Annotated in this window: 29 protein-coding genes; 11 read left to right on the top strand and 18 right to left on the bottom strand. The window is 69.1% G+C overall.

What is annotated here, in order from left to right:
* The first annotated feature begins 148 nt into the window (after window positions 1–148).
* Window positions 149–553 carry a DUF3592 domain-containing protein gene (locus CP983_RS43080; RefSeq protein WP_167537849.1) on the top strand — a complete coding sequence of 135 codons (405 nt, stop codon included), beginning with the start codon at window positions 149–151 and terminating at the stop codon, window positions 551–553.
* Between the two features lie 25 nt (window positions 554–578).
* Here the strand turns inward: CP983_RS43080 and CP983_RS43075 are convergent, their stop codons facing one another.
* The gene (locus CP983_RS43075; RefSeq protein WP_150506051.1) at window positions 579–791 is read right to left on the bottom strand and encodes a three-helix bundle dimerization domain-containing protein; all 213 of its coding nucleotides are present in this window, start codon (window positions 789–791) and stop codon (window positions 579–581) included.
* Between the two features lie 27 nt (window positions 792–818).
* Window positions 819–1,214 (bottom strand): luciferase domain-containing protein, encoded by a 396-nt coding sequence (locus tag CP983_RS43070; protein ID WP_150506049.1) that lies wholly within the window; start codon window positions 1,212–1,214, stop codon window positions 819–821.
* Window positions 1,215–1,486: 272 nt separating this feature from the next.
* Between CP983_RS43070 and CP983_RS43065 the strand changes: the two genes are divergently transcribed.
* Window positions 1,487–1,819 (top strand): S1 domain-containing protein, encoded by a 333-nt coding sequence (locus tag CP983_RS43065; protein ID WP_150506047.1) that lies wholly within the window; start codon window positions 1,487–1,489, stop codon window positions 1,817–1,819.
* 74 nt (window positions 1,820–1,893) lie between these two features.
* On the opposite strand, the gene CP983_RS43060 is transcribed toward CP983_RS43065, so the two are convergent.
* On the bottom strand, window positions 1,894–3,015 hold the full coding sequence (locus CP983_RS43060) for a PP2C family protein-serine/threonine phosphatase (protein WP_150506045.1): 1,122 nt from the start codon (window positions 3,013–3,015) through the stop codon (window positions 1,894–1,896).
* A 292-nt stretch (window positions 3,016–3,307) separates the two neighbouring features.
* Between CP983_RS43060 and CP983_RS43055 the strand changes: the two genes are divergently transcribed.
* Window positions 3,308–5,353 (top strand): SpoIIE family protein phosphatase, encoded by a 2,046-nt coding sequence (locus CP983_RS43055; protein WP_229914899.1) that lies wholly within the window; start codon window positions 3,308–3,310, stop codon window positions 5,351–5,353.
* Between the two features lie 117 nt (window positions 5,354–5,470).
* Here the strand turns inward: CP983_RS43055 and CP983_RS43050 are convergent, their stop codons facing one another.
* The 10 genes from CP983_RS43050 to CP983_RS43005 are packed head-to-tail and all read right to left on the bottom strand — an operon-like array spanning window position 5,471 to window position 10,749.
* Window positions 5,471–5,794, bottom strand: a complete 324-nt coding sequence (locus CP983_RS43050) for a gas vesicle protein K (protein WP_373309853.1) — start codon at window positions 5,792–5,794, stop codon at window positions 5,471–5,473.
* Window positions 5,795–5,838: 44 nt separating this feature from the next.
* The gene (locus CP983_RS43045; protein WP_107906354.1) at window positions 5,839–6,066 is read right to left on the bottom strand and encodes a gas vesicle protein; all 228 of its coding nucleotides are present in this window, start codon (window positions 6,064–6,066) and stop codon (window positions 5,839–5,841) included.
* A gap of 20 nt (window positions 6,067–6,086) precedes the next feature.
* On the bottom strand, window positions 6,087–6,902 hold the full coding sequence (locus tag CP983_RS43040) for a GvpL/GvpF family gas vesicle protein (protein WP_150506041.1): 816 nt from the start codon (window positions 6,900–6,902) through the stop codon (window positions 6,087–6,089).
* A gap of 16 nt (window positions 6,903–6,918) precedes the next feature.
* Window positions 6,919–7,293 (bottom strand): gas vesicle protein, encoded by a 375-nt coding sequence (locus tag CP983_RS43035; RefSeq protein ID WP_229914900.1) that lies wholly within the window; start codon window positions 7,291–7,293, stop codon window positions 6,919–6,921.
* A complete protein-coding gene (locus CP983_RS43030) occupies window positions 7,286–8,332 on the bottom strand; it encodes an SRPBCC family protein (protein WP_150506037.1) in 1,047 nt (348 codons plus the stop codon). Before CP983_RS43030 ends, CP983_RS43035 begins: the two co-directional genes overlap by 8 nt.
* A gap of 6 nt (window positions 8,333–8,338) precedes the next feature.
* The gene (locus CP983_RS43025; protein ID WP_150506035.1) at window positions 8,339–8,938 is read right to left on the bottom strand and encodes a hypothetical protein; all 600 of its coding nucleotides are present in this window, start codon (window positions 8,936–8,938) and stop codon (window positions 8,339–8,341) included.
* Window positions 8,939–8,945: 7 nt separating this feature from the next.
* Window positions 8,946–9,200: a gas vesicle protein GvpG gene (locus CP983_RS43020; RefSeq protein WP_125524069.1), complete on the bottom strand. Its 255-nt coding sequence runs from the start codon at window positions 9,198–9,200 to the stop codon at window positions 8,946–8,948.
* A 1-nt stretch (window position 9,201) separates the two neighbouring features.
* Window positions 9,202–9,945, bottom strand: a complete 744-nt coding sequence (locus CP983_RS43015) for a GvpL/GvpF family gas vesicle protein (RefSeq protein ID WP_150506034.1) — start codon at window positions 9,943–9,945, stop codon at window positions 9,202–9,204.
* A gap of 3 nt (window positions 9,946–9,948) precedes the next feature.
* The gene (locus tag CP983_RS43010) at window positions 9,949–10,395 is read right to left on the bottom strand and encodes a gas vesicle structural protein GvpA (RefSeq protein WP_126897672.1); all 447 of its coding nucleotides are present in this window, start codon (window positions 10,393–10,395) and stop codon (window positions 9,949–9,951) included.
* A 33-nt stretch (window positions 10,396–10,428) separates the two neighbouring features.
* Complete coding sequence (locus CP983_RS43005) at window positions 10,429–10,749, bottom strand: gas vesicle protein GvpO (protein ID WP_150506032.1); 321 nt, start codon at window positions 10,747–10,749, stop codon at window positions 10,429–10,431.
* A gap of 317 nt (window positions 10,750–11,066) precedes the next feature.
* Between CP983_RS43005 and CP983_RS43000 the strand changes: the two genes are divergently transcribed.
* Window positions 11,067–11,729: an NADPH-dependent F420 reductase gene (locus CP983_RS43000; RefSeq protein ID WP_150506030.1), complete on the top strand. Its 663-nt coding sequence runs from the start codon at window positions 11,067–11,069 to the stop codon at window positions 11,727–11,729.
* Between the two features lie 45 nt (window positions 11,730–11,774).
* Here CP983_RS43000 and CP983_RS42995 read toward each other — a convergent pair whose 3' ends face one another.
* The gene (locus CP983_RS42995; RefSeq protein ID WP_150506027.1) at window positions 11,775–12,803 is read right to left on the bottom strand and encodes a LacI family DNA-binding transcriptional regulator; all 1,029 of its coding nucleotides are present in this window, start codon (window positions 12,801–12,803) and stop codon (window positions 11,775–11,777) included.
* Between the two features lie 299 nt (window positions 12,804–13,102).
* Between CP983_RS42995 and CP983_RS42990 the strand changes: the two genes are divergently transcribed.
* The 4 genes from CP983_RS42990 to CP983_RS42975 all read left to right on the top strand — a co-directional run bounded on the left by CP983_RS42990 (window position 13,103) and on the right by CP983_RS42975 (window position 17,969).
* Window positions 13,103–14,413 carry an ABC transporter substrate-binding protein gene (locus CP983_RS42990; protein WP_150506025.1) on the top strand — a complete coding sequence of 437 codons (1,311 nt, stop codon included), beginning with the start codon at window positions 13,103–13,105 and terminating at the stop codon, window positions 14,411–14,413.
* 91 nt (window positions 14,414–14,504) lie between these two features.
* Window positions 14,505–15,500, top strand: coding sequence for a carbohydrate ABC transporter permease (locus CP983_RS42985; protein WP_150506023.1), 996 nt, complete (start codon window positions 14,505–14,507; stop codon window positions 15,498–15,500).
* Window positions 15,501–15,512: 12 nt separating this feature from the next.
* Complete coding sequence (locus CP983_RS42980; RefSeq protein WP_150506021.1) at window positions 15,513–16,433, top strand: carbohydrate ABC transporter permease; 921 nt, start codon at window positions 15,513–15,515, stop codon at window positions 16,431–16,433.
* A gap of 96 nt (window positions 16,434–16,529) precedes the next feature.
* Window positions 16,530–17,969 carry a GH1 family beta-glucosidase gene (locus CP983_RS42975; protein ID WP_150506019.1) on the top strand — a complete coding sequence of 480 codons (1,440 nt, stop codon included), beginning with the start codon at window positions 16,530–16,532 and terminating at the stop codon, window positions 17,967–17,969.
* Window positions 17,970–17,993: 24 nt separating this feature from the next.
* On the opposite strand, the gene CP983_RS42970 is transcribed toward CP983_RS42975, so the two are convergent.
* The 3 genes from CP983_RS42970 to CP983_RS42960 all read right to left on the bottom strand — a co-directional run bounded on the left by CP983_RS42970 (window position 17,994) and on the right by CP983_RS42960 (window position 20,230).
* Window positions 17,994–18,839 carry an RNA polymerase sigma factor SigF gene (locus tag CP983_RS42970; RefSeq protein ID WP_150506017.1) on the bottom strand — a complete coding sequence of 282 codons (846 nt, stop codon included), beginning with the start codon at window positions 18,837–18,839 and terminating at the stop codon, window positions 17,994–17,996.
* Between the two features lie 145 nt (window positions 18,840–18,984).
* Window positions 18,985–19,155 (bottom strand): hydrophobic protein, encoded by a 171-nt coding sequence (locus tag CP983_RS42965; RefSeq protein ID WP_107906367.1) that lies wholly within the window; start codon window positions 19,153–19,155, stop codon window positions 18,985–18,987.
* A gap of 100 nt (window positions 19,156–19,255) precedes the next feature.
* Entirely contained in the window at window positions 19,256–20,230 is a 975-nt protein-coding gene (locus tag CP983_RS42960) for a GlxA family transcriptional regulator (RefSeq protein WP_150506015.1), read from the bottom strand.
* A gap of 135 nt (window positions 20,231–20,365) precedes the next feature.
* Here CP983_RS42960 and CP983_RS42955 point away from each other — a divergent pair, with 135 nt between their 5' ends.
* Both CP983_RS42955 and CP983_RS42950 read left to right on the top strand, forming a co-directional pair.
* Window positions 20,366–21,004 (top strand): HD domain-containing protein, encoded by a 639-nt coding sequence (locus CP983_RS42955; protein ID WP_167537847.1) that lies wholly within the window; start codon window positions 20,366–20,368, stop codon window positions 21,002–21,004.
* A 62-nt stretch (window positions 21,005–21,066) separates the two neighbouring features.
* Complete coding sequence (locus tag CP983_RS42950) at window positions 21,067–21,981, top strand: NADP-dependent oxidoreductase (protein WP_150506013.1); 915 nt, start codon at window positions 21,067–21,069, stop codon at window positions 21,979–21,981.
* A 77-nt stretch (window positions 21,982–22,058) separates the two neighbouring features.
* On the opposite strand, the gene CP983_RS42945 is transcribed toward CP983_RS42950, so the two are convergent.
* Entirely contained in the window at window positions 22,059–23,024 is a 966-nt protein-coding gene (locus CP983_RS42945) for an SMP-30/gluconolactonase/LRE family protein (protein ID WP_150506011.1), read from the bottom strand.
* A 131-nt stretch (window positions 23,025–23,155) separates the two neighbouring features.
* Between CP983_RS42945 and CP983_RS42940 the strand changes: the two genes are divergently transcribed.
* Entirely contained in the window at window positions 23,156–24,112 is a 957-nt protein-coding gene (locus CP983_RS42940; RefSeq protein ID WP_150506009.1) for a winged helix-turn-helix domain-containing protein, read from the top strand.
* Window positions 24,113–24,258 lie beyond the last annotated feature (146 nt).

Raw genomic sequence — 24,258 nt, 5'->3', positions numbered from 1 at the left:
GTGCTCAGCCGCAGTACACCGTGCTGCTCGGCGACGGGCGGCGAGACGGGAGTCGGGGCGTCCGCTTACGCAACCGGTCTCGGGGGTGCGGCGTCCCTCCAGGTGCGAGGGCTCGGAGTGCCGGGCGAAACGGAAAGGGCAATCTACGGTGAGCGATTCGGCGGGTGTCGTGGTGTGCGGAGCAGTTGCTCTGCTCCTGTTCGGCTTCGCTGTGCGGGAAGGCTTGGTGGTGCGGCGGCTTCAACGGGCCGGTATCCGCGCCCAGGGACTCGTGGTCGACAACACGCGGGACGACTGGTCCGACGGCCACAACTTGGTGCCGGTCATCGCCTTTGTCGACCAGCAGGGACACCGCGTGCGGTTCTCGCCCCATGTGCGCGGGACCGGGATGAACCTGGAGAAGGGGCTTGAGGTCCAGGTGCTGTACGAGGACGGCAAACCTCACACGGCACGCGTGAACATGCGGAAGTACATGATGGGGTCGGCGATGTGGACGCTGCTGGGCGGAGCAGTCTTCGCCGGGGCCGGCGTACTGCTCGCCCTGAAGAACTGAGTGCGGCTGCGGTAGGTGGCTTTCCCTATTGCCCGGCACGGGAGTCGCTCAGCAGCGCGCGTGCCTTGCGTTCGACCAGTACGGGCACGAACTCACGCACGGGCCGGCCCGTGAAGGATGCGTGAGCCTTGGCTACGGCGGCCTCGACCTCGGCCGGGCTGCGCGTCGCACTCAAAGCGTCTGTCAGACGCTCGACGACCCCATGGATGGCTTCGTCCTCGCGTGCCCTGTCAGCCACAGCTCCACCTGCCTGAAATGGTGCCTCTCAGCCTCCGCCGAGATTCTCACGCGGACGTGCCGAGCTGAGATGATCATTGCACTGCGCTCGCGGAACGTCGTCCGGAACCGGCCACGCCTGATGTGCCTGGAGGGCGAGGCTGACCAGCGTCATGAGCAGATGAATATCCGCAGTGACGTCAATGCGCAGCGTCGCCCACTGCGAGCCGGGCACCAGCTGGACGGCGGTCGTGGCCGTGAGGTGTTCTTCGAACCGCTTGATGGCCCGTGCCGTGAGGTACAGGTCAACGTGATCGTCGGAGTGGAAATGGACGATCTCACCGTCAGCCGCACGAAGGGCTCGACCAACGCCACAGCTCGGCTCCGCCTCGGAGAGGTCGGGCCAGGCCGCCAGTTGCGCGAGGGCACGCGCTGCCAACGTCATACGCCCATCATGACCAGCTCACCTCCCAGCCACCAGCAAGTGCGGGATCTGTAACCGAGCCGCATCGGCTGAAAGTCCGGTACCACTCGGTGGATGGGGCCAGCCAGCTGCGATTGCCGACGGCCGACTACCTGGGACGCCACCCCAGCATCCGGCTGCCCGGCGTGGAGCCGTGCTCATCGCCTTCACCATGAATGCCGCCAGGGCGCGACCGGCGCTCACGATTTCGCCCTCGGAACCCTGCCACGAGTACCGGATGCAAGACTGATCCAATGAGGGGTATCGGCATCGTGCGGGAGTGGCATGGCGACGAGGGCTGGGGAGTCATCGAATCCGAGACCACCCCGGGCGGCTGCTGGGCCCATTTCGGCAGCGTACTGACGCCCGGCTACCGGGCGCTCAGCGCGGGTCAGACGGTGTCGTTCGAGTTCGAGCGCGGTTGGCAAGACGGATATGACTACCGGGCCGTCGCCGTCTGGACCGGAGACGACCGTCCCGGGGTGGCGGCCGCTCAGCAGTCATCCGCAGCCCCGGCTTACGAGAGCATCCTGCACCTGGAGTTCGATGCACCGGTCGGCGACCCTGACGCCGACCGCAGCGAATAAGCGCTGCACAACATTGAGCAGCAGGCATCACGGACGAGTGCACCAGGCCTGCCACGCACCCCGGTGCGAGGGGTTCAGACTGCCTGGCGGCGGATCGCGACCACGGCCGCGTCGTCATCGAGGTGTCCCTGGACGTGGGCCAGCAAGTCCTCCCGAAGCTGGTGCAGCAGCTGCTCGGGGTCGTCCGTGGTCCAGTCCCGCGCCCGTTCGGTGAACGGGTAGAAGACACCGGCGGCATCCCGCGCTTCGATGACACCGTCCGTATAGAGGAGCAGCAGGTCGCCGACCTCGAACGGGAAAGTCTGGACGTCGTATGTGCCAATTCCGAAGGCTCCGCCGAAGCCGATCGGTAGGTGAGTGTCCTCGGTGGTGAGTGGGGTGAGCTGCTGCCCGCGAAGGAGGAGTGGCGGTGGGTGACCGCAGGCGATGAGGTGGACGACCGGATCATGGTCGGGGATGTCGAGCAGGATCGCGGTGGCGAAGTCCTCGCTCGTGTCCTGCGCAGCCTCTGATCGCCACTGGCTGGTGTCCCAGCGGAACGCGCCGTCCAGGTGGACGGCAAGGCGGGGAAGAGTGGCCTGCCGATGGGCTGCTGCGCGGAAGGCTCCGAGCAGCAGCGCGGAGTTGCTGATCGCGGCCATGCCGTTTCCGCGTACGTCTCCGATGAGGAGCCGGGTGCTGTGGTGGTCCGTCCGTGCGGCCGCGTACAGGTCTCCGCCCAGCTCGGCCTCTTCCTCTGCCGGGAGGTAGAGGCCGGCGATCCGCAGCGGGCCGGCGTGTGTGGGCAGCGGCTGCAGCAGCACACTCTGCGCCGCCTCGGCCACCGACCGCACACGGTGCATCTGCCGCTCGCGCCGGTCCCGCACGACGCAGATCGTGACACAGATGATCGAGACGACGATCAGCGCAGCGATCTGGGCCTGAATGTTCGCCGTGGTCAGAACCCCTCTGAGCACACCGATCAGCACCTGGGCCGCCACCGCGAGCGCCCCCATCAACGCCGTCGCACGGGCGCCGGCGAACGCCACCGTGATCGCGGGCGCCGCCACCAGCAGTGGGCCAAGGTGAATATGCGGCGGAGCCAGAACATCCACCACACAGACTGTGACGATCAGCCCCAGCGGAATCACGACCAGCGCCGGTGCATGCCCCGGACGCCAGGAACGTCGCACATCCACCCACGCTCGAAGGGCCATGCCACAAGCCTTCCACCTACCTCCGCAAACTCGCTCGGCAGTCGCCGCCTAGGGCCCGTCCTGTCGATCATGTGACAGCCCGTTGCGATCTGGCCAAGTGCGGGCAACAAGATAGGCGGCGGTCACCTGGCATCCGGCACCCCGCTGGCAGTCAGCGGGTGCGATCCCGTTGACCGGGAGGCACGCTGGGATGCGGAGGCCCGCGCCCCGAGCGGGTGCAGTACGGACCTCGGAGGTGGTCTCCGTGGCGCACAGTGATCCCGTCGGACGGGTCGACGAGGCCGCTGCGTCGATGCTGGAGGCGCTGTTCGCTCAGTCACCGATCGGCCTCCACCTCTTCGACTCGAACCTGCGGGTGTTGCGCGTCAACACCGCCACTCCTTTCATGCGCAACGCATCCCTGGACGACCTGCGCGGGCGCCGCGTCCGTGACGTCTACCCGCTCGTCGAGGAAGACGCGGAAGCGCTCCTGCGCGAAGTGCTCGACACCGGAATCCCCGTACGGCAACACATGGTCCGAGCACATGTCGAAGGGGGAGAGCCGCAGGAGCGGACCTTCGAAGTCAACGCGCTGCGCCTGGAGGATCCACACGGGAAGGTGCTCGGGGTGGGGGTCTCCGCGGTCGACGTCACGGAACGCGAGCGCGCCCACGCTCACACCAAACTGCTCGACGCGGTCCGAGGCAACGTGGGACGCACCCTGGATCCGGCGGTAACCGGCGAGGAACTCAGCGCGACGCTGGTCCCCGCATTCGCCGACATCGCCATCGTGGAGGTTGTGGACTCCGTGATCCGCGGCGACGACGCACCATTGGCCCCGCTGCCCACGGGCACACTCGTTGTACGCACCGCTTTTCGCAGTGCCCATCCACGGCCACCGGAGGCCCACTCGGTGGGAGACGTCCGCTGCCTTGCCGGCCCGACCCCCTTCACGCAGGCCCTGGCCGACTTGCGGCCGAGGTTGGAACGGCTGGGTACGGCCGCTCCATGGCTGGCAGCCGATCCGGCGCTCGCGGAGGCGATCCGGGCATCGGGAGCTCATTCCCTCCTCGTGGTTCCTCTGACACTGCGCGATGCGGCCCTCGGCATCGTGAGCCTGTATCGGACGGAGGACTCGCCGGCCTTCGACGAGGATGACCGCGCGCTCGCGGTGGAGCTGGCGACGCACACGGCGCTGTGCATCGACAATGCGCGGCGCTACACGCACGAGCACACGATCGCCGCCACGGTCCAGCGTCGGCTACTGCCCCGCCGCCCTGAAGCGCACGCGTGGCTGGAGACCGCATACCTCTCCCTTACCGGCGCCGACCCGGGCGCGTGGTACGACACGACCGCGCTGGCCAGCGCGCGCACAGCCATCGTTGTCGGCAAGGTGGCCGGCCGCGGTCTGAACGCGGCAGCGACCATGGGTCAACTGCGCACCGCCGTCCGTTCCATGTCCGCATTCGAACTCACCCCGGACGAACTGCTCGCCCGCCTGCACGACACCGCGAACCGGCTTGCCGCGGAACGGGCTCATCTGCCGTACGGCGATCCGCTGCGCCACGAGGAGCTCAGAGCCGACTGCGCCTACGCCGTCCACGATCCCCTGACCGGCGTGTGCAGTATGGCGGCGGCCGGCCATCTGACCCCCCTCATCGTGCGCCCGGACGGGACAGTCTCCGCCGCCGCAGCGGCCGGGCCGAGACTGGGGAGTTCGGACGGCACACCCTTTGCAGCCGTCGAGATCGACGCACCGGCCGGAAGCGTCCTGGTGTTCACCAGCGACCCGCTTCTCACCTCCTATCTGGCCGAAAACCCGGGCCCGTTGGCTACGCCGTCCGACTACGCCGACCGCCCGCTGCAGGATCTCTGCGACGCCCTCGTCTACGCGATCCCGGCGGGAATGGGCGTGCATGACGCCGCGGTGATCGTCGCACGTGCCCAGGACTTCCCGTCCAACCGGTTCGCCGCCTGGCCGATCGACGCGGCCCCGGCGGCTGTTGCCGAGGCTCGGCGCCGTACCCGAGGACAACTCGCTGAATGGAACGTGGACGACGAGACCGCATACGACACCCAGCTCATCGTCAGTGAACTCGTCACCAACGCCATCCGCTACGGCAGCCCACCCTTCGAACTCCGCCTCATCCACGACCGCAGCCTGACCTGCGAGATGCGGGACGCGGGCTCGGCCGCCCCACATCTGCGCCACGCCGGCACGGTCGACGAGGGCGGACGCGGGCTGTTCATCACCGCGCAGCTGGCGCAGGCGTGGGGGACCCGCTTCACGCCTCCGGCGAAGACGATCTGGGCCGAGCAGACACTCTCCGGCGCCAATGAGCCCGACAGCCTGTCTTGATCGATGACGTGTCCAGAGCTGAGCGGGCCGACGCGGTACACCAACGGGCCCCACACGCGTTCTTGTGGTCCGCTTCCGGATATACCCAGTATCTGGGCACGCTCAGCGGCGGGACGTTCAGTCTCGGGGCAGCAGGGTGCCGAGGGGGCCGAGATCGAGGTTCAGGTCCTCCGGTCGCAAGCCGTGCTGCTCGCAGAGTTCCGTCATGCGCTCGTCGAGCAGCATGAGGGTTGTGCCGATCTCGTCGATCTGCTCCTCGCTGAGATCACCCTGCTCCACCCGCCGGATCGCCTGGCGTTCCATCAGCTGGCGAAGGAGTTCCACCACGGTCAGGACGAGCGCTACGAGGTCGCGGCCCACCTGGTCCGGGCCCAGGTCGAGCCGCCTGCCGTCGGTCGCAGGGGTCCCGCCTCCGCCGGCGTCGGTCGCAGGGCTTCCCAGTCCACCGCCATCGGTTACAGGGTTCCCCCGTCCGCCGCCGTCGGTCACAGCGGTCCCCCGTCAGCCCAGGGTGCCGGAACGCGCTCGTTCACCGACGACAGCAAGGCGTGCAGCGACAGCCGTACCAGTGGTACCTCCGCGATCGCGATGACCAGGTCTCCGCTGATCACCACTCCGGTCGCCAGGACCCGGTCCAGTAGATCCACGAGTGGCACTCCCACGGGGCCACTGAGGGGCTCGGGGTCGTCCCAGGGCACCACCGCCCCCGTCATCGCCCGCACCTCGCCATCGCCTACACCTCGCCGACGAAGGAATACGGGACCCACGGCCCGGACAGCTCGATCCGCGTCCCGGTCCGCTCCTGCAACGTGCGGGTCAGCTGTACGAGCTCGGCGGCTCGATGGTCTGCCACGAGGTACGTGGCGTTGAGGACTTGGACATCCCGTTGCCCGGTTTGCTGGGCGCCGTGCGGCCGGAGTCTGCGGAACCCTGTGGCCAGGCGGCTCACTTCGGCGTCCACGGCCTCGGCCGTGCGCAGGGCGTCGTCGTGGCGGCTCTCCCGCCGCCGGTGCATCCCCCGCTTGCGCTCCAGGTAGGCGAGGCCGGCCCCAGCGGCCGGGCGCGTCCGGCCCGACCGGGCCACCGGCGGGGGCGCGACGGGGACCGGGTCGACCGACGGCTCTGCCGGCGCGTACACCTTCACCCCCCACTCGGCGTGGCGCGCCGTACGCCTCAGTGCGGAATGGAACCGGTCCGCCTGCTCGGCGAGAGCCTGCCGCGCTCGCTCGTCGCCGTGATACAGCGTGGCGAGCGGCAGCGGGACGGTGGGTGAGCCGGCGGCCGCCGCGGACACCACCTCGTGATGGGCGCGCGCGTAGCGTTCCAGCTCGCGTTGGTCGGAGAGACGCGACTGCCAGGCCTCATCGGTGAAGTCCGCCGCCGGGACGGACTGGACGACCGCCGTCAGCGTCCCGAGTGGCAGTGCTCGCACGGGCTCCGCGGCATCGACGCCGGGCAGATCGCGGACGGCTGCCGGGTCGACATCACGGCAGACCGCGAAGACATAGGTGGCCTGAGTCCCCGGAACCGCAGGGCCATGCTCCGTCATGTGCCTGTGCTCTCCTTCATTTTCCTTGTGTGGCCGCGCTGTCCGCGCCTGGCGCGTCAACCGCACGGGGTGCCTCGTCCTCCCCCGCCTCCTGTGCCTCCAGGCGACGCCGCAACTCGTTGTTCTCCTCGCGCAGGGCGTCGCGAGCCGCACGTGAACTGAGCGCCGGATCGGTCTCCCACCAGTCGATCCCGGCCTTCTTGGCGGTGTCCACGGAGGCCACGAACAGCCGGAGCCGGATGGTGAGCAACTCGATGTCGAGGAGGTCGATCTTGATGTCTCCGGCGATGACGATGCCCTTGTCGAGTACGCGCTCGAGGATGTCGGCGAGGCTGGCGGCCGGGGGTCCTGCCACCGGCTGGGCCGCCCCTCGGAAGTCGAGTTCAGCCACGGCGCCGCCTGCTCGTTCCGCGCCCCTTGGGAGGCGCTTCCTCGTCCTCTTCCTCCTCGACTTCGTCCTGCTCCTCGTCGTCCTCATACTCGTCCTCGGCCTCAGGCTCGCCGTCCTCTTCGTCCTCAGGCTCGACCTCCTCTTCGTCCTCGTACTCGCCGTCCTCCTCGTCCTCAGGCTCGTCCTCGTCCGGCGATTCCTGGTCAGCGGCCTCTTCCTGCTCCAGGGCCTCCTCGTGGGACACGACGACCTCGCCGTCACGGATTTCGCCGCGCCACCCCTCGGCTTCCTCCTCGGTGAGCGTGACGAAGCGCACGAAGTGCTTGAAGTCCAGCCGCATGCGGCGCCCTTGAGCGCGCCACAGATTTCCCGTCTTCTCGAAGAACCCGGAGGGGTAGTACTCCACGACCAGGACGATCCGCGTCAGGTTGGGCGTCAGTTCGTGGAAGCTGACGACACCCCGTGTCGTGCCCTTGGCTCCCTCGGACGTCCACACGATCCGTTCGTCGGGCACCTGCTCCTGCACGGTCGCTTTGAAGGCACGCGAGGACGGGCCGACCTTGACCTTCCAGTCGCTGCTCACCTCATCGCCCTTTGAGACGTCGCGGACGCCCTTGGCGAAGCTGCTGAAGTTCTCGAACTGCGTCCAATGGTCGTAGGCCCTGCGCAGCGGCACTCCCACGTCCTGGACTTCGAAGATGTGCGTGACCTTGTCACTGCCGGACTTGCGTTTCCCCTTGCCCCCGCCGCCGAACGCCTGCTTCGCCTTGTCCACGGTGCTGTCCTTGAGGCTGGTGGCTTTGTCCCCGAGGAACGCCTTCAGGGGCGACGCCCCCTGCAGGACACGGGTACCGATCTTGGGAAGCGATCCACCGTTCTCGGCCACGTCGGTGAGCTTGCCGGTGATGTCCGTCAGCCTGTCGCCCGCCTTCTCGGTCATCCGCTCCAGCTGGGCACCGAGGTAGTCGGACAACTCCGCGCGGAGGCGGTCCACGCCCGACTCCGCCGCCTCGGGTTCATCCGTGTCCGTTTTGGCCATGGCGGGTCACCTCCGGCGTCCGGCGCCCTGAGACGCTGCTCGTTTCGACGAGGTCGTCTTCTTTGCCGTGGTCTTCTTCGCGGCTGTCTTCTTCGCCGCCGTCCGCTTGGCCGGCGCCTTCTTCTTGGCGGACGTGGTGGACGCCTTTCGAGACCGGCTCGGCTGCCGAGTGCCACGCCGGCCGGCGCGCGTCCCGGCAGGCTCCTCCGGTTCTTCTTCCTCCTCGTGCTCCCCCTCCGGCCCGCCCTCGCCCTCGTACTCCTCCTCCGCCTCTCCCGCCTCGTCCTCGTCGCGCTCGCGGAGGCGGGCCGTACGGTCGCTGAGGGCGTCGGCGAGTGTCGCCATGCCACGGTCGGCCGCGACCGTGACGGCCTTGCGGCCCGCTTCGAGGACTTCGCCTCTTAGCTGTCCCTGCAACTCGGCGACCTGAGGGACCTCCCCCAGTCGGCGCATTCCTTCGGCGGCGAGCTGACGGGGTTCGAGGCCGAACCGTCTGCCCGCCAAATAGGTGGCGACGGTCAGAGCGAGCCGGCCCTTCTTCGTCCGCCCCAGGACGTAACCCCCCATGAGTGCCGCCGCGAGGGTGAGCTTGGCCTGGTCATCCATGAGTGAGTCACCTTCGATCTCTGGGCGCGGGGCGGGCGGTGGCGGCATCGAGCCGGTCGAGCAGCCGTTCCTCTTCCCGTTCGAACTCTTCGAGGCTGATGAAGCCGTCTTCGAGTTCCTTGTTGAGTACGGCCAGTTGGGTGCGCAGGACGGCCGGGTCGTGCAGTTCTCGCTCGGCGGCGTCCTGGAGCTTCTCGGCCACCCAGACGACACCGCGCACCGGGGCGATGGGCAGGGTGAGCAGTCCTGTGATGAGCCCCATGTCAGACTCCTGTGGTCCGAGCCGGTACGGCGGTGACGAAGCTGTAGCAGGGCAGAGGGCTCGCGAGGCGCAGTTCCACGTGTTCACGGTGTCCGTCGGCGAACCGCTGGGCCGTGGCGCGGAAGCGCTCGTGCGCGCCCCGGTCGACGAGGAACGACACGTTGAGGACGCAGCCCTCGACGTCCGGTCCCGCGGCCACCTCGCGGGCCAGGGGGGTCAGTTCGCGAAGGATGCGGCGCCCCGCCTCGGTGGCGCGGGCGGCCAGGGCGAAGGCCACGGCCTCACCCAGTCGCAGACTGGCCTCGTAGCCGGGGCGGCGGCGCGCCTCGTCCCGTAGCCGGCGGACCTTCCTGTCCTCCGTGACGAGGGTCGCGAGCGCGTTCTGCGCCGGGAAGGCCTTCAGGTTGACCTCGACGCCGCCGGAGATACGTTCCAGGGCGGCGGTGTGGTCCCTGCCGGCGTCGGCGAGTTGCCTGCTCACCGTGTCCTCGTCCGGTGCGATCATGCCGAAGCGCATGGGCAGTACGGGCCCGTCGTCCGCGAGGCGCTGCAGTAGTTCCTGGTGGGCCAGCAGATCGCGTCGCCGGGCGCGCAGCTTGTCCGGCGCGTCGCTGACGACGGCCGCGACATGACCTTGCCTGATCGTCCGCAGCGGAGCGGCCGGTCCGCCCACGCCGCGGGCGTCAGCGGGCAGGACCGCATCGGTCGGGACGATCGCGTAGACGTACACACCACCGGTGGACACAGCTCATGCCTCCGAGCGTCGTCGGCTACTACCGCTGCCCGAGGAGGCACGCCGCTTGCTCGGACGTTCCTCCTCTTCTTCCTCGGACTCCTCGTGTCGACCACCGACAGCCTTGCGTACGGTGTCGCCCACCGTCTCCGCCGCCTTGCGCACCTTGCGTTTGCCGACCGACTTGGCGACCCCGCCGCCTACCAGCTCGGGAACGGTCGTGCTTCCGGAATCCCGTTCCAGGTCGAGCCGGTTACAGGCCTCGGCGAAGCGCAGATAGGTGTCCACGCTGGCCACGACGATGCGCGCGTCTATCTTGAGGATCTCGATGCCGACCAGGGAGACCCGGACGAACACGTCGATCACCATGCCCCGGTCGAGGATGAGTTCCAGCACGTCGTACAACGTGCCGGCGCGCGGGGGGCACGCCACTACCTCGTCGGAGTAGGTGGTCGCAGGCATGGGGCGTCCTTCCGGTCGTCGGGGGAAACGGGCTCACTCGTCGGCGGAGCCGCGCCGATAGCGGCGGACCCTGCGGTATTCCAAGAGTTCGCCGTTCTGGTCGACCTGCACCTCGTAGGAGGCGAGCAGACTCGTGGTATCCGGGATCCGGGGGAGTTCCAGGACGTCCACGACGACGCACCATCCGTCGTCCTGCCGGGTGACGGCCGACACGCCCTCGGTGGGATGGTCGATCAGCCCCTCCAGGCTGCGGCAGGCGGCACGCGCGGCGTGTTCCGGACCGCGAGCCGATGCTGTGCGGCGGGTGGACGCGGTCGAGGATTTCCTCGCGTGGGAGCGACGCTCTTCTGCCATGACGTCCACCCTGGTCACTGCAGGAAGGTCCCGCATCCTGGCAGCAGCCATCGGGGGGCCTGCGGACGTCCGCTGTCCGGAGCCCTGCACGGCTCCCGAACCGCCGCCACTAACAGCTGGACGGGTGGAGCAGAGGGCCAGGACGGCGTTGCGTGCTGCGTGGTGCCGGTCGGAGATGGATCTTCGAGCGGGACGCGGCCCGAGTCTGCGTGCCCGATGGCGGTAGACGACCCCCGTTCAGCGGCCGGCTCGGAATAGCCGTACTCGTGCCGGGGTTGGTGCCGTGGTCACGAGCTCTCTGATCCGGAAGGCCAGTCATGAAGATCGGCATCATCGGCGCGGGCAACATCGGCGGTAACCTCACGCGTCGCCTCACCTCGCTCGGGCATGACGTCTCGGTTGCGAACTCGCGCGGCCCGCAGACCCTGACGGAGCTGGCCGAGGAGACCGGTGCCACCGCGGTGCGGGTGGAGGACGCGGCCCGCAGTGCCGAGATCGTCGTCGTCACCGTCCCCATGAAGGCCGTACCGAACCTGCCGTCCGGGCTGCTGGACGGGGCGGCCGAGGGTGTCGCTGTCGTCGACACCGGCAACTACTACCCGAAGCAGCGGGACGGCAGGATCGACGCGATCGAGGACGAGGGGCTGACCGAGAGCCGCTGGACCGAGCGTCAGATCGGGCATGCCGTGATCAAGGCGTTCAACGGCACCTTCGCTCAGGACCTCCTGGATCGCGCCCGGCCGGAGGGTTCCACGGATCGGATGGCTCTGCCGGTGGCAGGCGACGATGAGGACGCTAAGCGCAAGGTGATGGCCCTCATCGGGGAGATGGGGTTCGACACGGTGGACGCCGGCGGGCTCGATGACGCCTGGCGTCAGCAGCCCGGCACTCCGGTGTACGGGTTGCGAGCCGACTCCAAGGGGGTCACCGAGGCGCTGGCGGCCGCCGCGCCGGAGCGAGGGCCGGAGTTCCGCGGCTGAGACACCCGCCGACCTCGCGGGTTCCGGTTCCTGGCCCCTGCCTCGTCAGATCCCCGGCCCGCCCGACGACTCCCGCACCACCAACTCCGTCGGCAGCATCAACTGCTGCCTCTCCGCGCCCGGTTCGGTGATGTCGGCGAGGATGCGGACCATGGTGCTGCCGAGCTCCTCCACCGGCTGACGCACCGTCGTCAGCGGCGGATTGGTCCAGCGGGCGTGCGGCGAGTCCTCGAATCCGACGACCGCCACATCGCCGGGCACCTGCCGCTTCTGGCGGCGCAGTTCCTCCAGCGCGCCGATCGCCATGAGGTCGGAGGCGGCGAACACGGCGTCCAGATCCGGGGCACGTTCAAGAAGCGAACGCATTGCCTGGCTCCCGCTCTCCCAGCTGAAGTCGCCTACCTCGACGAGAGTTTCGGGCGCGGAGAGACCGGCCTCTTCATGTGCCACCCGCCAGCCTTCGAGGCGGCTGCGGCCGACGTCCATGTCCAGCGGTCCGGCGATGGTGGCCACCTTCTTCCGTCCGCTGCGCAGCAGGTGGCGGACCGCCTCGGTGGCTCCCCCGGCGTTGTCGGCGTGGACGTAGCTGAGGCGCTCGTCCGCGTCGCGGCGGCCGGCGAGCACGGTGGGCAGCCCCATCTCCTCAAGCATGGCGGGCAGCGGGTCGTCGGAGTGGACGGACACCAGCAGGACCCCGTCCACCCGGCGCTCCGCAACCGACTCGGTCAGCTGCTCCCGTTCGGCCTGGTCGCGGACGAGCATCAGCTGGAGCTGGGTGCGACGGTCGGCGAGGGCTTGGCTGACGCCTCTGATCAGTGCGGCGAAGAAGGGTTCGGAGCCGAGTCGGCTCGCCGATTCCGGGATGACCAGGGCGACCGCGTCGGTGCGGCTGGTCACGAGGCCGCGGGCGACCGAGTTGGGTACGTAGTTGAGCTCCTTGATCGCTGCCAGGACCCGGGACCGGGCGTCGGCGCTGACCAGATGCGAGCCGTTCACGACACGGGAGACCGTCGTCCGGCCCACACCGGCACGGGCGGCGACCGTCTTGATCGTCGGACGGCGGTTTCCAGCCATGCACTCCCCTCCCTGAAGCCGCGGCAGTGTCGACCGCGTTGGTGACCAGCGCCAATTCTGGCAGACGGCGAGGCCGGGCAGGCGGCCGGTCCGCCACGAAAGATGAACGCAGGAACCCGGAATCGGCCGCTGATCGCGTTCAAGTCATTGACAGATCCGCTCGCTGCCGTGAGTCTGCTTCCCGTCGGTGGGAACGTGCCCACCCAGGAGTGGGCACGTTCCCACTACTCACCGGAGCCGCTTGGTCACCGCTTTCGTGTCCGTCCGATACGACTGCGCCGGCCGTAGGGAGAAGATTCATGAGCAGTCTCGGTACGTCGCGCGGGAGAAGGCTGGCGGCAGCAGCCGCGGCGGTCGGCGCGTTGGCACTCGTCGCCGGTTGCAGCAGTGGCGACGGCTCGGTCACGGGCGGCGGCAAGAAGGACGGCAAGGTCGTCATCACCATGGGCATGTACGGGGTGATGGGCTTCAAGGAGTCGGGCCTGCTCGAGCAGTACGAGAAGGAGAACCCCGACGTCGACATCCAGGCCGAGATAGCCGGTGACGAGCAGACGTACTACACCGCGCTCCAGACCCATCTCGCCGCGGGCAACGGTCTGAAGGACATCCAGGGCATCGAGATCGGCCGTGCGAAGGAGGTCACGGAGACCCAGTCGGCCAAGTTCGCGGACTTCGCCGGCATCGCGGGCACCGACCACTTCCTGCCCTGGAAGCAGTCGCAGATCACCACCAAGGACGGCAAGGTCCTGGGTCTCGGGACCGACAGCGGCCCGATGGCCGTCTGCTACCGCAAGGACTACTTCGAGCAGGCCGGACTGCCCACCGACCGCGAGGCGGTCGGCAAGCTGTGGGCGGGCGACTGGAAGAAGTACGTCGAGGTCGGCCGCACCTTCGAGAAGGACTACAAGGGCGACAAGGTCGCCTACATGGACTCGGCCAGCGGCCTGTTCAACGCCATGGTCTACGGCTACCCGGAGCAGTACTACGACGAGGACGGCGGCCTCATCTACGCCAAGAACCCGGTCGTCAAGGAGGCGTGGAACCTCGCCGCCGACGCCGCGGACGACGGGCTGAGCGCCAAGCTCCGTCAGTTCCAGCCGGGTTGGGATCCGGGACTGGCCAACGGCACGTTCGCCACCGCCGTCTGCCCGGCGTGGATGCTGAGCCACATCAGTGAGAAGGCCGGCCCGGAGAACGCGGGCAAGTGGGACGTCGCCAACGCTCCCAAGGGCGCCAACTGGGGAGGTTCCTTCCTCGGCGTCGTGGAGAAGAGCCCGGTCAAGGCGGAGGCGCAGAAGCTCGTCGCATGGCTGACCGCGCCGGAGCAGCAGGCCCACATCTTCGAGAAGCTGGGCAACTTCCCCTCCTCCCGGACCTCGCTGGAGCGTGACGACGTCAAGAACGTCACCTCCGAGTACTTCAGCGACGCCCCGATCGGCGAGATCTTCGGTACCGCCGCGCAGCAGATCCCGGACAAGCAGGTCCTGGGCCGCAAGGACGGCACGATCAAGGACACCTTCTCCCAGGGTCTGGCCCTGGTCGAGCAGGGCACCTCGCGTGACAAGGCGTGGAAGACCACCTCGGAACGCATCGAGAAGGCGGTCGGCTGACCCCTCGGCCTCAGGCCGCCCGGGGCGCGCCCGCCTGTTGCCGGCGCGCCCCGGGTCCGGCTCGGACATCCGCTGTCAGGAAGGAAATCCGGTGGCCACCTCCACCACGAACGCCTTGGCCGGCGAGGAGCCTCCAGGCCCGTCCCCGAAGACGGGCAACGGGCGCACGGGTCAGCAACGCAGTGCCCTGCTGCACCGGCTGGACCTCAAGGGCGCGCCGTACGCCTTCGTCGCGCCGTTCTTCGTCGTCTTCGCCGCGTTCAGCTTCTACCCCCTCGTCTATACGGCGTGGATCTCCCTGCACAGGGTGGAGCTCGCCACCCTGGACGTCATGGAGTGGGTGGCGTGGGACAACTACGTCGACCTCGTGAACGACTCCCGGTTCTGGAACGCGCTGCAGAACACCTTCACCATCGGCGTCATCTCCACGGTGCCGCAGCTGCTGATGGCGCTCGGTCTGGCGCATCTGCTCAACTACCGGATGCGCGCCTCGCTGTTCTTCCGCGTGGCGTCGCTGGTCCCCTACGCCACGTCCGTCGGCGCGGCCGCTCTCGTGTTCACCATGCTCTTCGAACGCGACTTCGGCATGATCAACTGGATGCTGGGCGTGGTGGGTATCGACCCGCTGGACTGGGAGGCCGACAAGTGGCCTGCCCAGGCCGCCATTTCGACCATCGTGATCTGGCGCTGGACGGGCTACAACGCGCTGCTGTACCTGGCCGCGATGCAGGCCATCCCCGCCGAGCGATACGAGGCCGCCTCCCTCGACGGGGCCTCGCGGTGGAAGCAGTTCACCCATGTCACCGTGCCCGGGATCCGCTCCACCATCGTCTTCACGATCGTGCTCTCCACGATCGGGGCCACCCAGCTCTTCGGTGAGCCGCTGATCTTCGGCCAGGGCCCCAACGGAGTCACCGGCGGCGCGGACAACCAGTACCAGACGCTCGGCCTGCTGCTGTACGAGGAGGGCTGGAAGAACTACCAGATGGGCCGCGCGGCGACTGTCGCCTGGGCGATGTTCTTGCTGCTCATCCTCGTCTTCGCGGTGCAGCGCCTGATCCGCCGGCTGCGCCCCCGCACGCCCTGACCTGGAGCCCCCATGACCGTCAACAGCCTCCCGGTCCGTCCCGACATCCCGGTCCGGACGGAACCCGAAAGTCCCCGCCGCCTCGGCCGGCGGCTGCTGCGCCCGGGTGCCGGCCGCCAGCATCACGCGGGGCCGCTCGCCTACGTCCTGCTCGCCGTCATGGCGATTCTGTCGATCTTCCCGCTGTACTGGACGATGGTGGCGGCGTCCACGGACAACACCCGCGTCAGCCAGACGCCGCCGCCGTTCCTGCCCGGCCCCAATCTGTTCAGCAACCTCGCCCGCGCGTGGGACGAGGCGGCCATGGGCAAGGCCATGATCAACAGCACGATCGTGGCCGGGGTGATCGCGCTGTCCACGGTGATGTTCGCGACCCTCGCGGGCTTCGCCTTCGCCAAGCTGCGCTTCAAGGGGCGCAACATCCTGCTCATGCTGGTGATCGGCACCATGATGGTGCCGCCCCAGCTCGGGGTCGTACCGCTGTTCATGATGATGTCGGAACTCGGGCTGGCGCAGCAGCTGCCCGCCGTCATCTTCCCGACGCTGGTGAGCGCGGTCGGGGTGTTCTTCATGCGGCAGTACCTCTCGGAGGCGCTGCCGGACGAACTCGTCGAGGCGGGGCGCGTCGACGGGGCGCACTCGCTGCGCATCTTCTGGAGCATCGTGCTTCCGGTGGCGCGGCCCGCGATGGCGGTCCTGTTCATGATCACGTTCGTGCACGCCTGGAACGACTTCTTCTGGCCGGTCGTGGTCCTCGACATGACCAACCCGACCGTCCCCGTCGCCCTCACCCAGCTCAGCGCCGGGTACGTCCGCGATCAGTCACTGATCATGGCGGGCGCGCTGCTCGGCACGCTTCCGCTGCTGGCGATGTTCATCGTCTTCGGTCGCCAGATCGTCAGCGGCATCATGGCCGGCGCCGTCAAGGGCTGACCTCGCACACCGGCCCGGGCGACGAACGACGGGCCCGTACAACCGTGTTCGCCCCTTCGCCTGCTCGCGAACGGGCTCATTCCTGAAAGGACTTACGTGGTCACCGCTGCACAGCAGAGCGAGTCCGGCATGGACGGCGCCCGCACCTTCCCCCGTGACTTTCTCTGGGGTTCCGCGACCGCCTCGTACCAGATCGAGGGCGCCGCCGCCGAGGACGGCCGCACGCCGTCGATCTGGGACACATACGCCAGGACGCCCGGCCGGGTCCGCAACGGCGACACCGGTGACATCGCCACCGACCACTACCACCGCTGGCGCGAGGACGTCGCCCTCATGGCCGACCTCGGACTCGGCGCCTACCGCTTCTCCCTCGCCTGGCCCCGGATCCAGCCCACCGGACGCGGCCCCGCCGTGCAGAAGGGCCTCGACTTCTACCGGCGCCTCGTCGACGAGCTCCTGGCGAAGGGCATCAAGCCCGTCGCCACCCTGTATCACTGGGACCTGCCGCAGGAACTCGAGGACGGCGGGGGCTGGCCGGAGCGGGTCACGGCCGAGCGCTTCGCCGAGTACGCGGCCCTCGCCGCCGACGCCCTGGGCGACCGGGTGACGACCTGGACGACCCTCAACGAGCCCTGGTGCAGCGCGTTTCTGGGCTACGGCTCCGGCGTCCACGCTCCCGGCCGCACGGATCCGGTCGCCGCCCTGCGCGCCGCCCACCACCTCAACCTGGCGCATGGCATGGCGGTCGAGGCGCTGCGCGACCGGCTCCCCACCGGTGGCCAGTGCTCGGTCACCCTGAACATCCACCAGGTCCGGCCACTGACCGACGACCCGGCCGACGCCGACGCGGCACGGCGGATCGACGCGCTCGCCAACCGGGTCTTCACCGGTCCGATGCTTCAGGGCGAGTACCCGGAGGACCTGCTCAAGGACACCGCCACCCTGACCGACTGGAGTTTCGTCCGCGACGGCGACCTGCGGCAGATCAACCAGCCGCTGGACTTCCTCGGCGTCAATTACTACACGCCCACCCTCGTCTCGGAGGCCGGCAGCACGGGCAGCCACTCCTCGGACGGACACGGCAACAGCTCGCACAGCCCGTGGCCCGCGGCGGACAAGGTCGCCTTCCACCAGCCACCCGGCGACACCACCGCCATGGGCTGGGCCGTCGACCCCACGGGACTGTACGACCTGCTCCGCCGGCTGGCGTCCGACTTCCCGCGGCTGCCGCTGGTCATCACGGAGAACGGTGCGGCGTTCGACGACTACGCCGGCCCTGACGGCCAGGTCAACGACCCGGGGCGTATCGCCTACCTGCGCGGCCACCTTGCCGCGGTCCACCAGGCCATCGCCGACGGCGCGGACGTGCGCGGGTACTTCCTGTGGTCGCTGCTGGACAACTTCGAGTGGGCGCACGGCTACAGCAAGCGCTTCGGGACGGTCTACGTGGACTACCCGACCGGCACCCGCATCCCGAAGGCCAGCGCCCGCTGGTACTCGGAGGTGGCCCGCACCGGCGTTCTGCCCGGCGCCTGATCCATTGTCTGGCTCGCCTGCGGCTCAGGCCGTGCTGAGCATGCCTTCGCGCAGGCGGGCCAGGAGCCTGGAGATGAGACGGGAGACGTGCATCTGGGAGACGCCGAGGTGTGCGCCGATCTGGGCCTGGCTGAGCTCTTCCACGAACCGCATGTGAATGATCTGCCGGTCGCGTTCGTCGAGACCGGCGATCAGCGGGGCCAGCGCGTGCACGTTCTCGACGAGCTCCAGCGCTGTGTCCTCCGCCCCGATGAAGTCCTGTAGGGCGCTTTCACCGTCATCGCTGGTGCTGATGGCTGCGTCCAGGGAGGCCGAGTTGTAGCCGTTGGACGCCAGTTGGGCCTCTACGACCTCTTGCTCCGGCAGGCTCATCAGTTCGGACAGTTCCTTGACGGTCGGTGTCCGGCCCAGTCGGCTGTTCAGTTCCTCGCTCGCGCGGGCCAGTTGCAAGCGGGCTTCCTGGAGCCGCCGGGGCACGTGCACGGCCCAGGATGTGTCCCTGAAGAACCGCTTGATCTCACCCACGATGTACGGCACCGCGAAAGTGGTGAACTCGACCTCGCGCGACAGCTCGAAACGGTCGATGGCCTTGATCAGGCCGATCATGCCGACCTGGACGATGTCCTCCATCTCCTCCGGCCCACGGCTGCGGAACCGGCCGGCCGCATAGCGGACCAGGGACATGTTCATCTCGATCAGCGTGTTCCGGGCGTAGCTGTGCTCGGCCGTGCCCTCCTCCAACTGCGCCAGTTCGGCGAAGAAGCACCGCGACAGCTCACGGGCATCCCGAGGCGACACGTGGGCAGGGTCTGCGACCTCATACGAATCGCCTGTGTGCGTACGAGTGGTCGTCGCCTGCGTGAGCACCATGTTCTTCCCCTCTCCCGATGCCGACGGCGGCCGCCCGCGGCCGTCGTCGGCCCACCATCTACCCCGTCGCAGGCCCTCCATTCCTGCATGCGTGAAGGGCCCGGCCGGAGCCGGGCCCTTCTGTGAAACGCATGGTGCGCTCAGGTCACCACCGGTACCAACGGCCTCGACCGCCCCCGGTGCTCGTGGAACGCATCACAAAGCCGAGGAGCCACACCACCAGAACGGCGATGGCGACCCACCACAAAACCTTGAGCGCGAAGCCGGCACCGAAAAGGATCAGGGCAAGAAGCAGAACCAGAAGCAGCGGAACCATAGTTATCAACCTCCCGCACTCCGAATGCCCTGCGATCCTGAATTCACTCACCAATAGAGCCTTGTTTATTGAGGCAGACGTTGGGCACACGGCTTGTTTTCTACTCAGCCTGTTCGCGGCGTGCGGTGGCGAAGCGGCGCTGGTAGGCGGTCGGGCTGATGGCCAACTCGCGTGCGAAGACGCGGCGCAGGCTCTCGTAGCTCGGGAAGCCGGCCATGGATGCCGCCCGCGTCGCGGTGTACCCCTGGTCGAGGAACGACTTCGCGATGTCGAAGCGGATCGACTCGACGTAGCGGGCCGGCGTGGTGCCCAACTCCTCGCGGAACAGTCTGGTCAGGTGACGCGTACTGACGTTGAGTCGCCCGGCGAGCTCGGCGAGGGAGTAGGTGCCGCCGGGATCCGCGGTGACCAGGTCGACGACGCTGCGCAGGGCCGGCGACCGGGGCGGCGGGCCCTGCAAGGGGGCGGAGAACTGTGACTGGCCGCCCGCTCGTTGCAGGTACACCACCAGGGAGCGGGCCACCTCCCGGCTGACGTCGGGACCGTGGTCCTCCTCGACCAGGGCGAGCGCGAGGTCGATGCCCGCGGTCACGCCCGCCGACGTGTACGTCGAGCCGTCGCGCACGTAGATGGCGTCGGGCTCGACGTGCGCCTTCGGGTGCCTGGCGGCGAGTTCGCCCGCGATCTTCCAGTGGGTGGTCGCCCGTTTGCCGTCCAGAAGACCGGTGGCGCCGAGGACGAAGGCGCCGGAGCACACGGAGGCGATCCGCCCGGCGCGGCCTGCCAGGTCACGGGCCGCTTCGGCCAGGTCGCGGGTGACGGGGGTTCTGGGGTGGACGTCGCCGCCCGGCATCAGGAACGTGTCGGGGTCCGGCTCCTCGGCGGCGCTGCCGTCGACGGCGATGCGCATGCCGATCGAGGAGGTGACGTCGGCGCCCGTCGTCGACACCAGGGTGATCCGGTAGTCGGCGCCTAGCAGATTCGCCTCACCGAACACCTCGGCGGGGCCGGCGACGTCCAGCAGTTTGACCCCGTCGTGGACGAGGATCGCCACCCGATGCGTGCGGGAGCTCACAGGCCCATCCTGGGGTGACTGGATTCGAGTGGTTCATGGCCGTTCCGAGGCGGCGCCGGGGGCCTTGTGGGCGGCACCGTGGAGAACGGACGCAAGGTCCATTCGTAGTGAATCGAATCGGAAAGCACGGACATCATGACCGACATCATCGCAGGGGTGGAAATCCCGGAGACCTCGGCCGTCACGGGGGCCACCGAGTTTCTTCGGGAGAGGACGATCCCTCTGATCTTCCACCACTCCCGGCGGGTATTCCTCTTCGGTTCCCTCCATGCGCGTGAACTTAATCTCCGGATCGATCCCGAGTTGCTCTACGTCTCGGCGATGTTCCATGACGCGGGGCTCTCGATCCCGTTCTCCGACACACAGCAGCGTTTCGAGCTGGACGGCGCCGACCACGCACGGAAGTTCCTGCTCGACCGCGGGTTCTCCGAGAGCGCCGCCGAGGTGGTCTGGCGGGCGATCGCCCTGCACACGACACCGGGGATCCCCGGCCGGATGGAGCCCGAGGTCGCCGCCACGAATCACGGTGTCCTGACGGACGCGATCGGCTGGGGACTGGACAGGCTGGAAAGCGACCTGGTGGACGAGATCGTCGCCGCTCATCCGCGCGGCGATTTCAAGAAGGAATTCCTACAGGCATTCGTGGACGGTCTCAAAGACCGCCCGGACACCACCTACGGGACCGTCAATGCGGACGTCCTGGAACACTTCGTTCCCGGTTTCCGCCGTACGTCCATGGTGGAACGCATCATCGAGGCTCCCTGGCCGCGGTGACCCGACGGCAGCCGACTCCCAAGCGGTATCTCTCTCCCCCACACGCCAAGAAAGGAATGCTCGTGCGAGCCATCACTGTCCGGGATCGCGAGGCCGGAATCACAGGGCTGACACTCGAGGACCTTCCTCATCCCCACGCCGCCGAGAACGACGTCATCGTGCGGGTGCACGCCGCGGGCTTCACCCGGGGAGAGCTCGAATGGCCCGGAACCTGGTCCGACCGCGCCGGCCGCGACCGCACTCCGAGCGTGCCAGGGCACGAGGTCTCGGGGGTGGTGACGGAACTCGGATACGGAACGACCGGCCTCACGGTCGGCCAGCGCGTCTTCGGACCGACCGACTGGGCGCGCAACGGCTCGCTGGCCGAGTACGTCGCCGTGGAAGCCCGCAATCTCGCGCCGCTCCCCACCGACATCGACCACACGGTGGCAGCCGCCCTGCCCATCTCGGGACTGACCGCCTGGCAGGGCCTGTTCGACCACGCCCGTCTCACCACCGGCCAGACCGTCCTGATCCACGGCGCCGCCGGCGGCGTCGGCTCCATCGCCGTCCAGCTCGCTCACGAGGTGGGAGCCCGCGTGGTCGGCACGGGCCGCGCCGCCGACCGGGACACCGTCCTCGGCCTGGGCGCGCACGCGTTCCTGGAGACCGACCGACTGGAGGACGCCGGCCAGGTCGACATCGTGTTCGACGTGATCGGCGGCGACATCCTCGACCGCTCGGCCGCCCTCGTGCGCCCCGGCGGCACGCTCGTCACCATCGCCCACCCACCCACCGTGCGCCCCGACGAGGGACACGCCCTCTTCTTCGTCGTAGAGCCCGACCGCGCACGCCTCGCCGACCTCGCCCAGCGTCTGCGGGAGGGCCGGCTCCGGGTACAGGTGGGCGCGGTTCGGCCGCTGGCGGAGGCGGCCGACGCCTTCGCTCCGAAGCAGCGCGTCCCCGGCCGCACGATCATTCGCGTCGCAGAAGACTGAGCGCTGGCAGGGGGACGGCAGCGCCGGAGCCGTCCGCTCCCCCGCGGAGGGCGACCCCGGCACGCCGTCCCCGCGAATCACCCGTCCGCCTCGCACACCGGATCGTCCAGGGCGGTCACGGTGTAAGGCGGGGCGCCGGGTGGCTCGTCGTTCTGGCTGTTGACGACGTAGAGGCGGCAGTCGTTACGGGCCAGGGTGGTGGGCAGGTCGAAGCGGTCACCGGTTATGCGGTGGACGACCGTTCCGCTGCGGAGCCCAGCGTCCAGCCCGGCGATGTAAACGCCGTGCGGGGCCCCGTAGTTGAGTACGGCGTACAGGTTCCGGCCGTGGAGCACCATGCCGTCCGCGCCGAAGGAGGTGTCCCCAAGGTCGAGCCGGCTCACCTCGCGGGTAGCGGTGTCGATGCGCCAGACGGCCTCGGTCCCGTTGGATGCGACGAGGAGGATACGCCCGGTCGGATCGGCGACGATCCCGTTGAGCAGCCAGTAACGGTCGGGGAATCCGGGGAACGCACCGCGGACGTCCGCCCAGGGCTCCAGCGAACCGACCTTGCCCCCGTCCAACGATGCGCGCAGGACCACCGGGTTCGCCCAGTCGGTGACGTAGACGGCGTCGGGCGTGACGACCAGGTCGTTGAGGTCGGGGGCGCCGAGGGGACCGTTCGGCGCGTCAACGGAGTCGAGGAGACGGCCGTTCGGGGCGTGGACGGCGAGCCGCCCCATGCCGACGGAGAACACCCGGCCCGTACGGTCGGTGTGAATGCCCCGCGTGCTGCCGCGGGCGGTCGCACCGTCGGCGCGGAAGGGCCGCATCTGCGGTGCCGTCACCCGGCCTCGGTACAGGGCGCCCGTTCCGTCGGAGGACACGTACATCGTGCCGTCGGGACGGACGTCTATCCCCTCGGGGAGCACGCCTTCCGTCCGGGAGACGACGTAGCGATCGGGGAGGGGGCGGCAGGCGCCCTCGGCGGGGACGGCCGCGGCACAGGTCAGCAGTGTCGCGGCGGCAAGCGCCGGTGCGATGAGTCGACGGGGTGCGGGCATCTGGCCTCCAGGGGGTCGGTGGCGCCCGGCGGGCGTCCGTTCCGCACCCGAGAATTGCCGCCCGCCGGCCCTCCGTGCCCGTCCTTTCGGGCAGGGCCGAAATGCGGGTGCGCTCCGGTACTCTGCACCGCGTGTTACGGATACGGTTCGGCCCGGCCGACCTCGCCCGCGTCACCGTCGCCGCCGCACCCGACGTACTGCTGGAGACGGCCCTGAGTGTCCGGCATCTGGCCGCGCCGCCCTCGGGTCCGGCAGCCCGCCGTGGCGAACTCTCGGCTTGGCGGCGGGCCGTGAAGCCGGGGCTCGCGGCCCGCGCGGGGATCCTGGCCCGGCTGGTCCCGCCCGCCGGCTATCTGCCGGACTTCCTGTACCAGCCGACGGCCCGGGACGCCGTCACAGCAGCCGAACTGGCGGCCCAGACCCCGACGCCCCAGCTGGCCTCCGACCTCAACCCACTGCACACGGTGGCCGGGGCCTCCGCGACACGGGAACTGGCGCAGGGCTCGACCACGGCCCGACGCAGCCTGGCCGAGGACCTGACGCGCTATCACCGTTCGTCGCTCGCCCCGCTCTGGCCCGCCGTACTGAACGTGGCCGCTGCCGATCGCGCGCTGCGCTCGGAGACCCTGCTTCGTGGCGGTGTCGAGGCGCTGCTCGCGACCTTGCAGCCGGGCTGGCGATGGTCTCCTCCTGACCTTCTCGTCCCGTTCGCCACCTCCCACACCGTGGAACTGTGCGGACGGGGGCTGCACCTGATGCCCTCCTACTTCGCCTCGAGCGCGATGCTGATCTACGACCCGGCGGCGCCGACGGTACTCGTACGCCCCCTGCCGGTCACCGACACCGCGACACCACCAGGCGACGTGCTCGGAGCGCTGCTGGGCCGCACCCGCGCCGGAGTGTTGGCATCTCTGGCCACGCCCGCCGGAACCACGGCGCTCGCCGAGCGGGCCGGAGTCTCGGTGGCCACGGCCAGCGAGCACGCCACCGTGCTGCGTGCGGCGGGCCTGATCACGACGGTGCGCCACGGCAGCCGCGTCCTCCACGCCCTCACCCCACTCGGCGAGGCACTGCTGGCCGGAGGGTGAGGGCCGCTGGGTGGCCAGACGGAGGCTGTCGGCAGCTTCTGCGACAACGGACGATGTCGGCGGCTTCCGCAACAAGGGCACTGCGGATTCGAGTCCTGGGCACTCGGCTTGCCAGGAGTCAGTGACACAGCACCCTCCTGGCCGCG

The organism is Streptomyces chartreusis, assembly GCF_008704715.1.
Taxonomy (GTDB): domain Bacteria; phylum Actinomycetota; class Actinomycetes; order Streptomycetales; family Streptomycetaceae; genus Streptomyces; species Streptomyces chartreusis.
Note: the sequence above shows the minus strand (reverse complement) of the source record. Positions and strands in the feature narration are given on the sequence as shown.

Bases quoted from the DNA above. Each gene is read 5' to 3' on its own strand.
- CP983_RS43070 (WP_150506049.1), bottom strand. From the start codon at position 1,214: ATGACGTTGGCAGCGCGTGCCCTCGCGCAACTGGCGGCCTGGCCCGAC.
- CP983_RS43065 (WP_150506047.1), top strand. From the start codon at position 1,487: ATGAGGGGTATCGGCATCGTGCGGGAGTGGCATGGCGACGAGGGCTGG.
- CP983_RS43060 (WP_150506045.1), bottom strand. From the start codon at position 3,015: ATGGCCCTTCGAGCGTGGGTGGATGTGCGACGTTCCTGGCGTCCGGGG.
- CP983_RS43055 (WP_229914899.1), top strand. From the start codon at position 3,308: ATGCTGGAGGCGCTGTTCGCTCAGTCACCGATCGGCCTCCACCTCTTC.
- CP983_RS43045 (WP_107906354.1), bottom strand. From the start codon at position 6,066: ATGACGGGGGCGGTGGTGCCCTGGGACGACCCCGAGCCCCTCAGTGGC.
- CP983_RS43040 (WP_150506041.1), bottom strand. From the start codon at position 6,902: ATGACGGAGCATGGCCCTGCGGTTCCGGGGACTCAGGCCACCTATGTC.
- CP983_RS43030 (WP_150506037.1), bottom strand. From the start codon at position 8,332: ATGGCCAAAACGGACACGGATGAACCCGAGGCGGCGGAGTCGGGCGTG.
- CP983_RS43025 (WP_150506035.1), bottom strand. From the start codon at position 8,938: ATGGATGACCAGGCCAAGCTCACCCTCGCGGCGGCACTCATGGGGGGT.
- CP983_RS43020 (WP_125524069.1), bottom strand. From the start codon at position 9,200: ATGGGGCTCATCACAGGACTGCTCACCCTGCCCATCGCCCCGGTGCGC.
- CP983_RS43010 (WP_126897672.1), bottom strand. From the start codon at position 10,395: ATGCCTGCGACCACCTACTCCGACGAGGTAGTGGCGTGCCCCCCGCGC.
- CP983_RS43005 (WP_150506032.1), bottom strand. From the start codon at position 10,749: ATGGCAGAAGAGCGTCGCTCCCACGCGAGGAAATCCTCGACCGCGTCC.
- CP983_RS43000 (WP_150506030.1), top strand. From the start codon at position 11,067: ATGAAGATCGGCATCATCGGCGCGGGCAACATCGGCGGTAACCTCACG.
- CP983_RS42995 (WP_150506027.1), bottom strand. From the start codon at position 12,803: ATGGCTGGAAACCGCCGTCCGACGATCAAGACGGTCGCCGCCCGTGCC.
- CP983_RS42990 (WP_150506025.1), top strand. From the start codon at position 13,103: ATGAGCAGTCTCGGTACGTCGCGCGGGAGAAGGCTGGCGGCAGCAGCC.
- CP983_RS42980 (WP_150506021.1), top strand. From the start codon at position 15,513: ATGACCGTCAACAGCCTCCCGGTCCGTCCCGACATCCCGGTCCGGACG.
- CP983_RS42970 (WP_150506017.1), bottom strand. From the start codon at position 18,839: ATGGTGCTCACGCAGGCGACGACCACTCGTACGCACACAGGCGATTCG.
- CP983_RS42965 (WP_107906367.1), bottom strand. From the start codon at position 19,155: ATGGTTCCGCTGCTTCTGGTTCTGCTTCTTGCCCTGATCCTTTTCGGT.
- CP983_RS42955 (WP_167537847.1), top strand. From the start codon at position 20,366: ATGACCGACATCATCGCAGGGGTGGAAATCCCGGAGACCTCGGCCGTC.
- CP983_RS42945 (WP_150506011.1), bottom strand. From the start codon at position 23,024: ATGCCCGCACCCCGTCGACTCATCGCACCGGCGCTTGCCGCCGCGACA.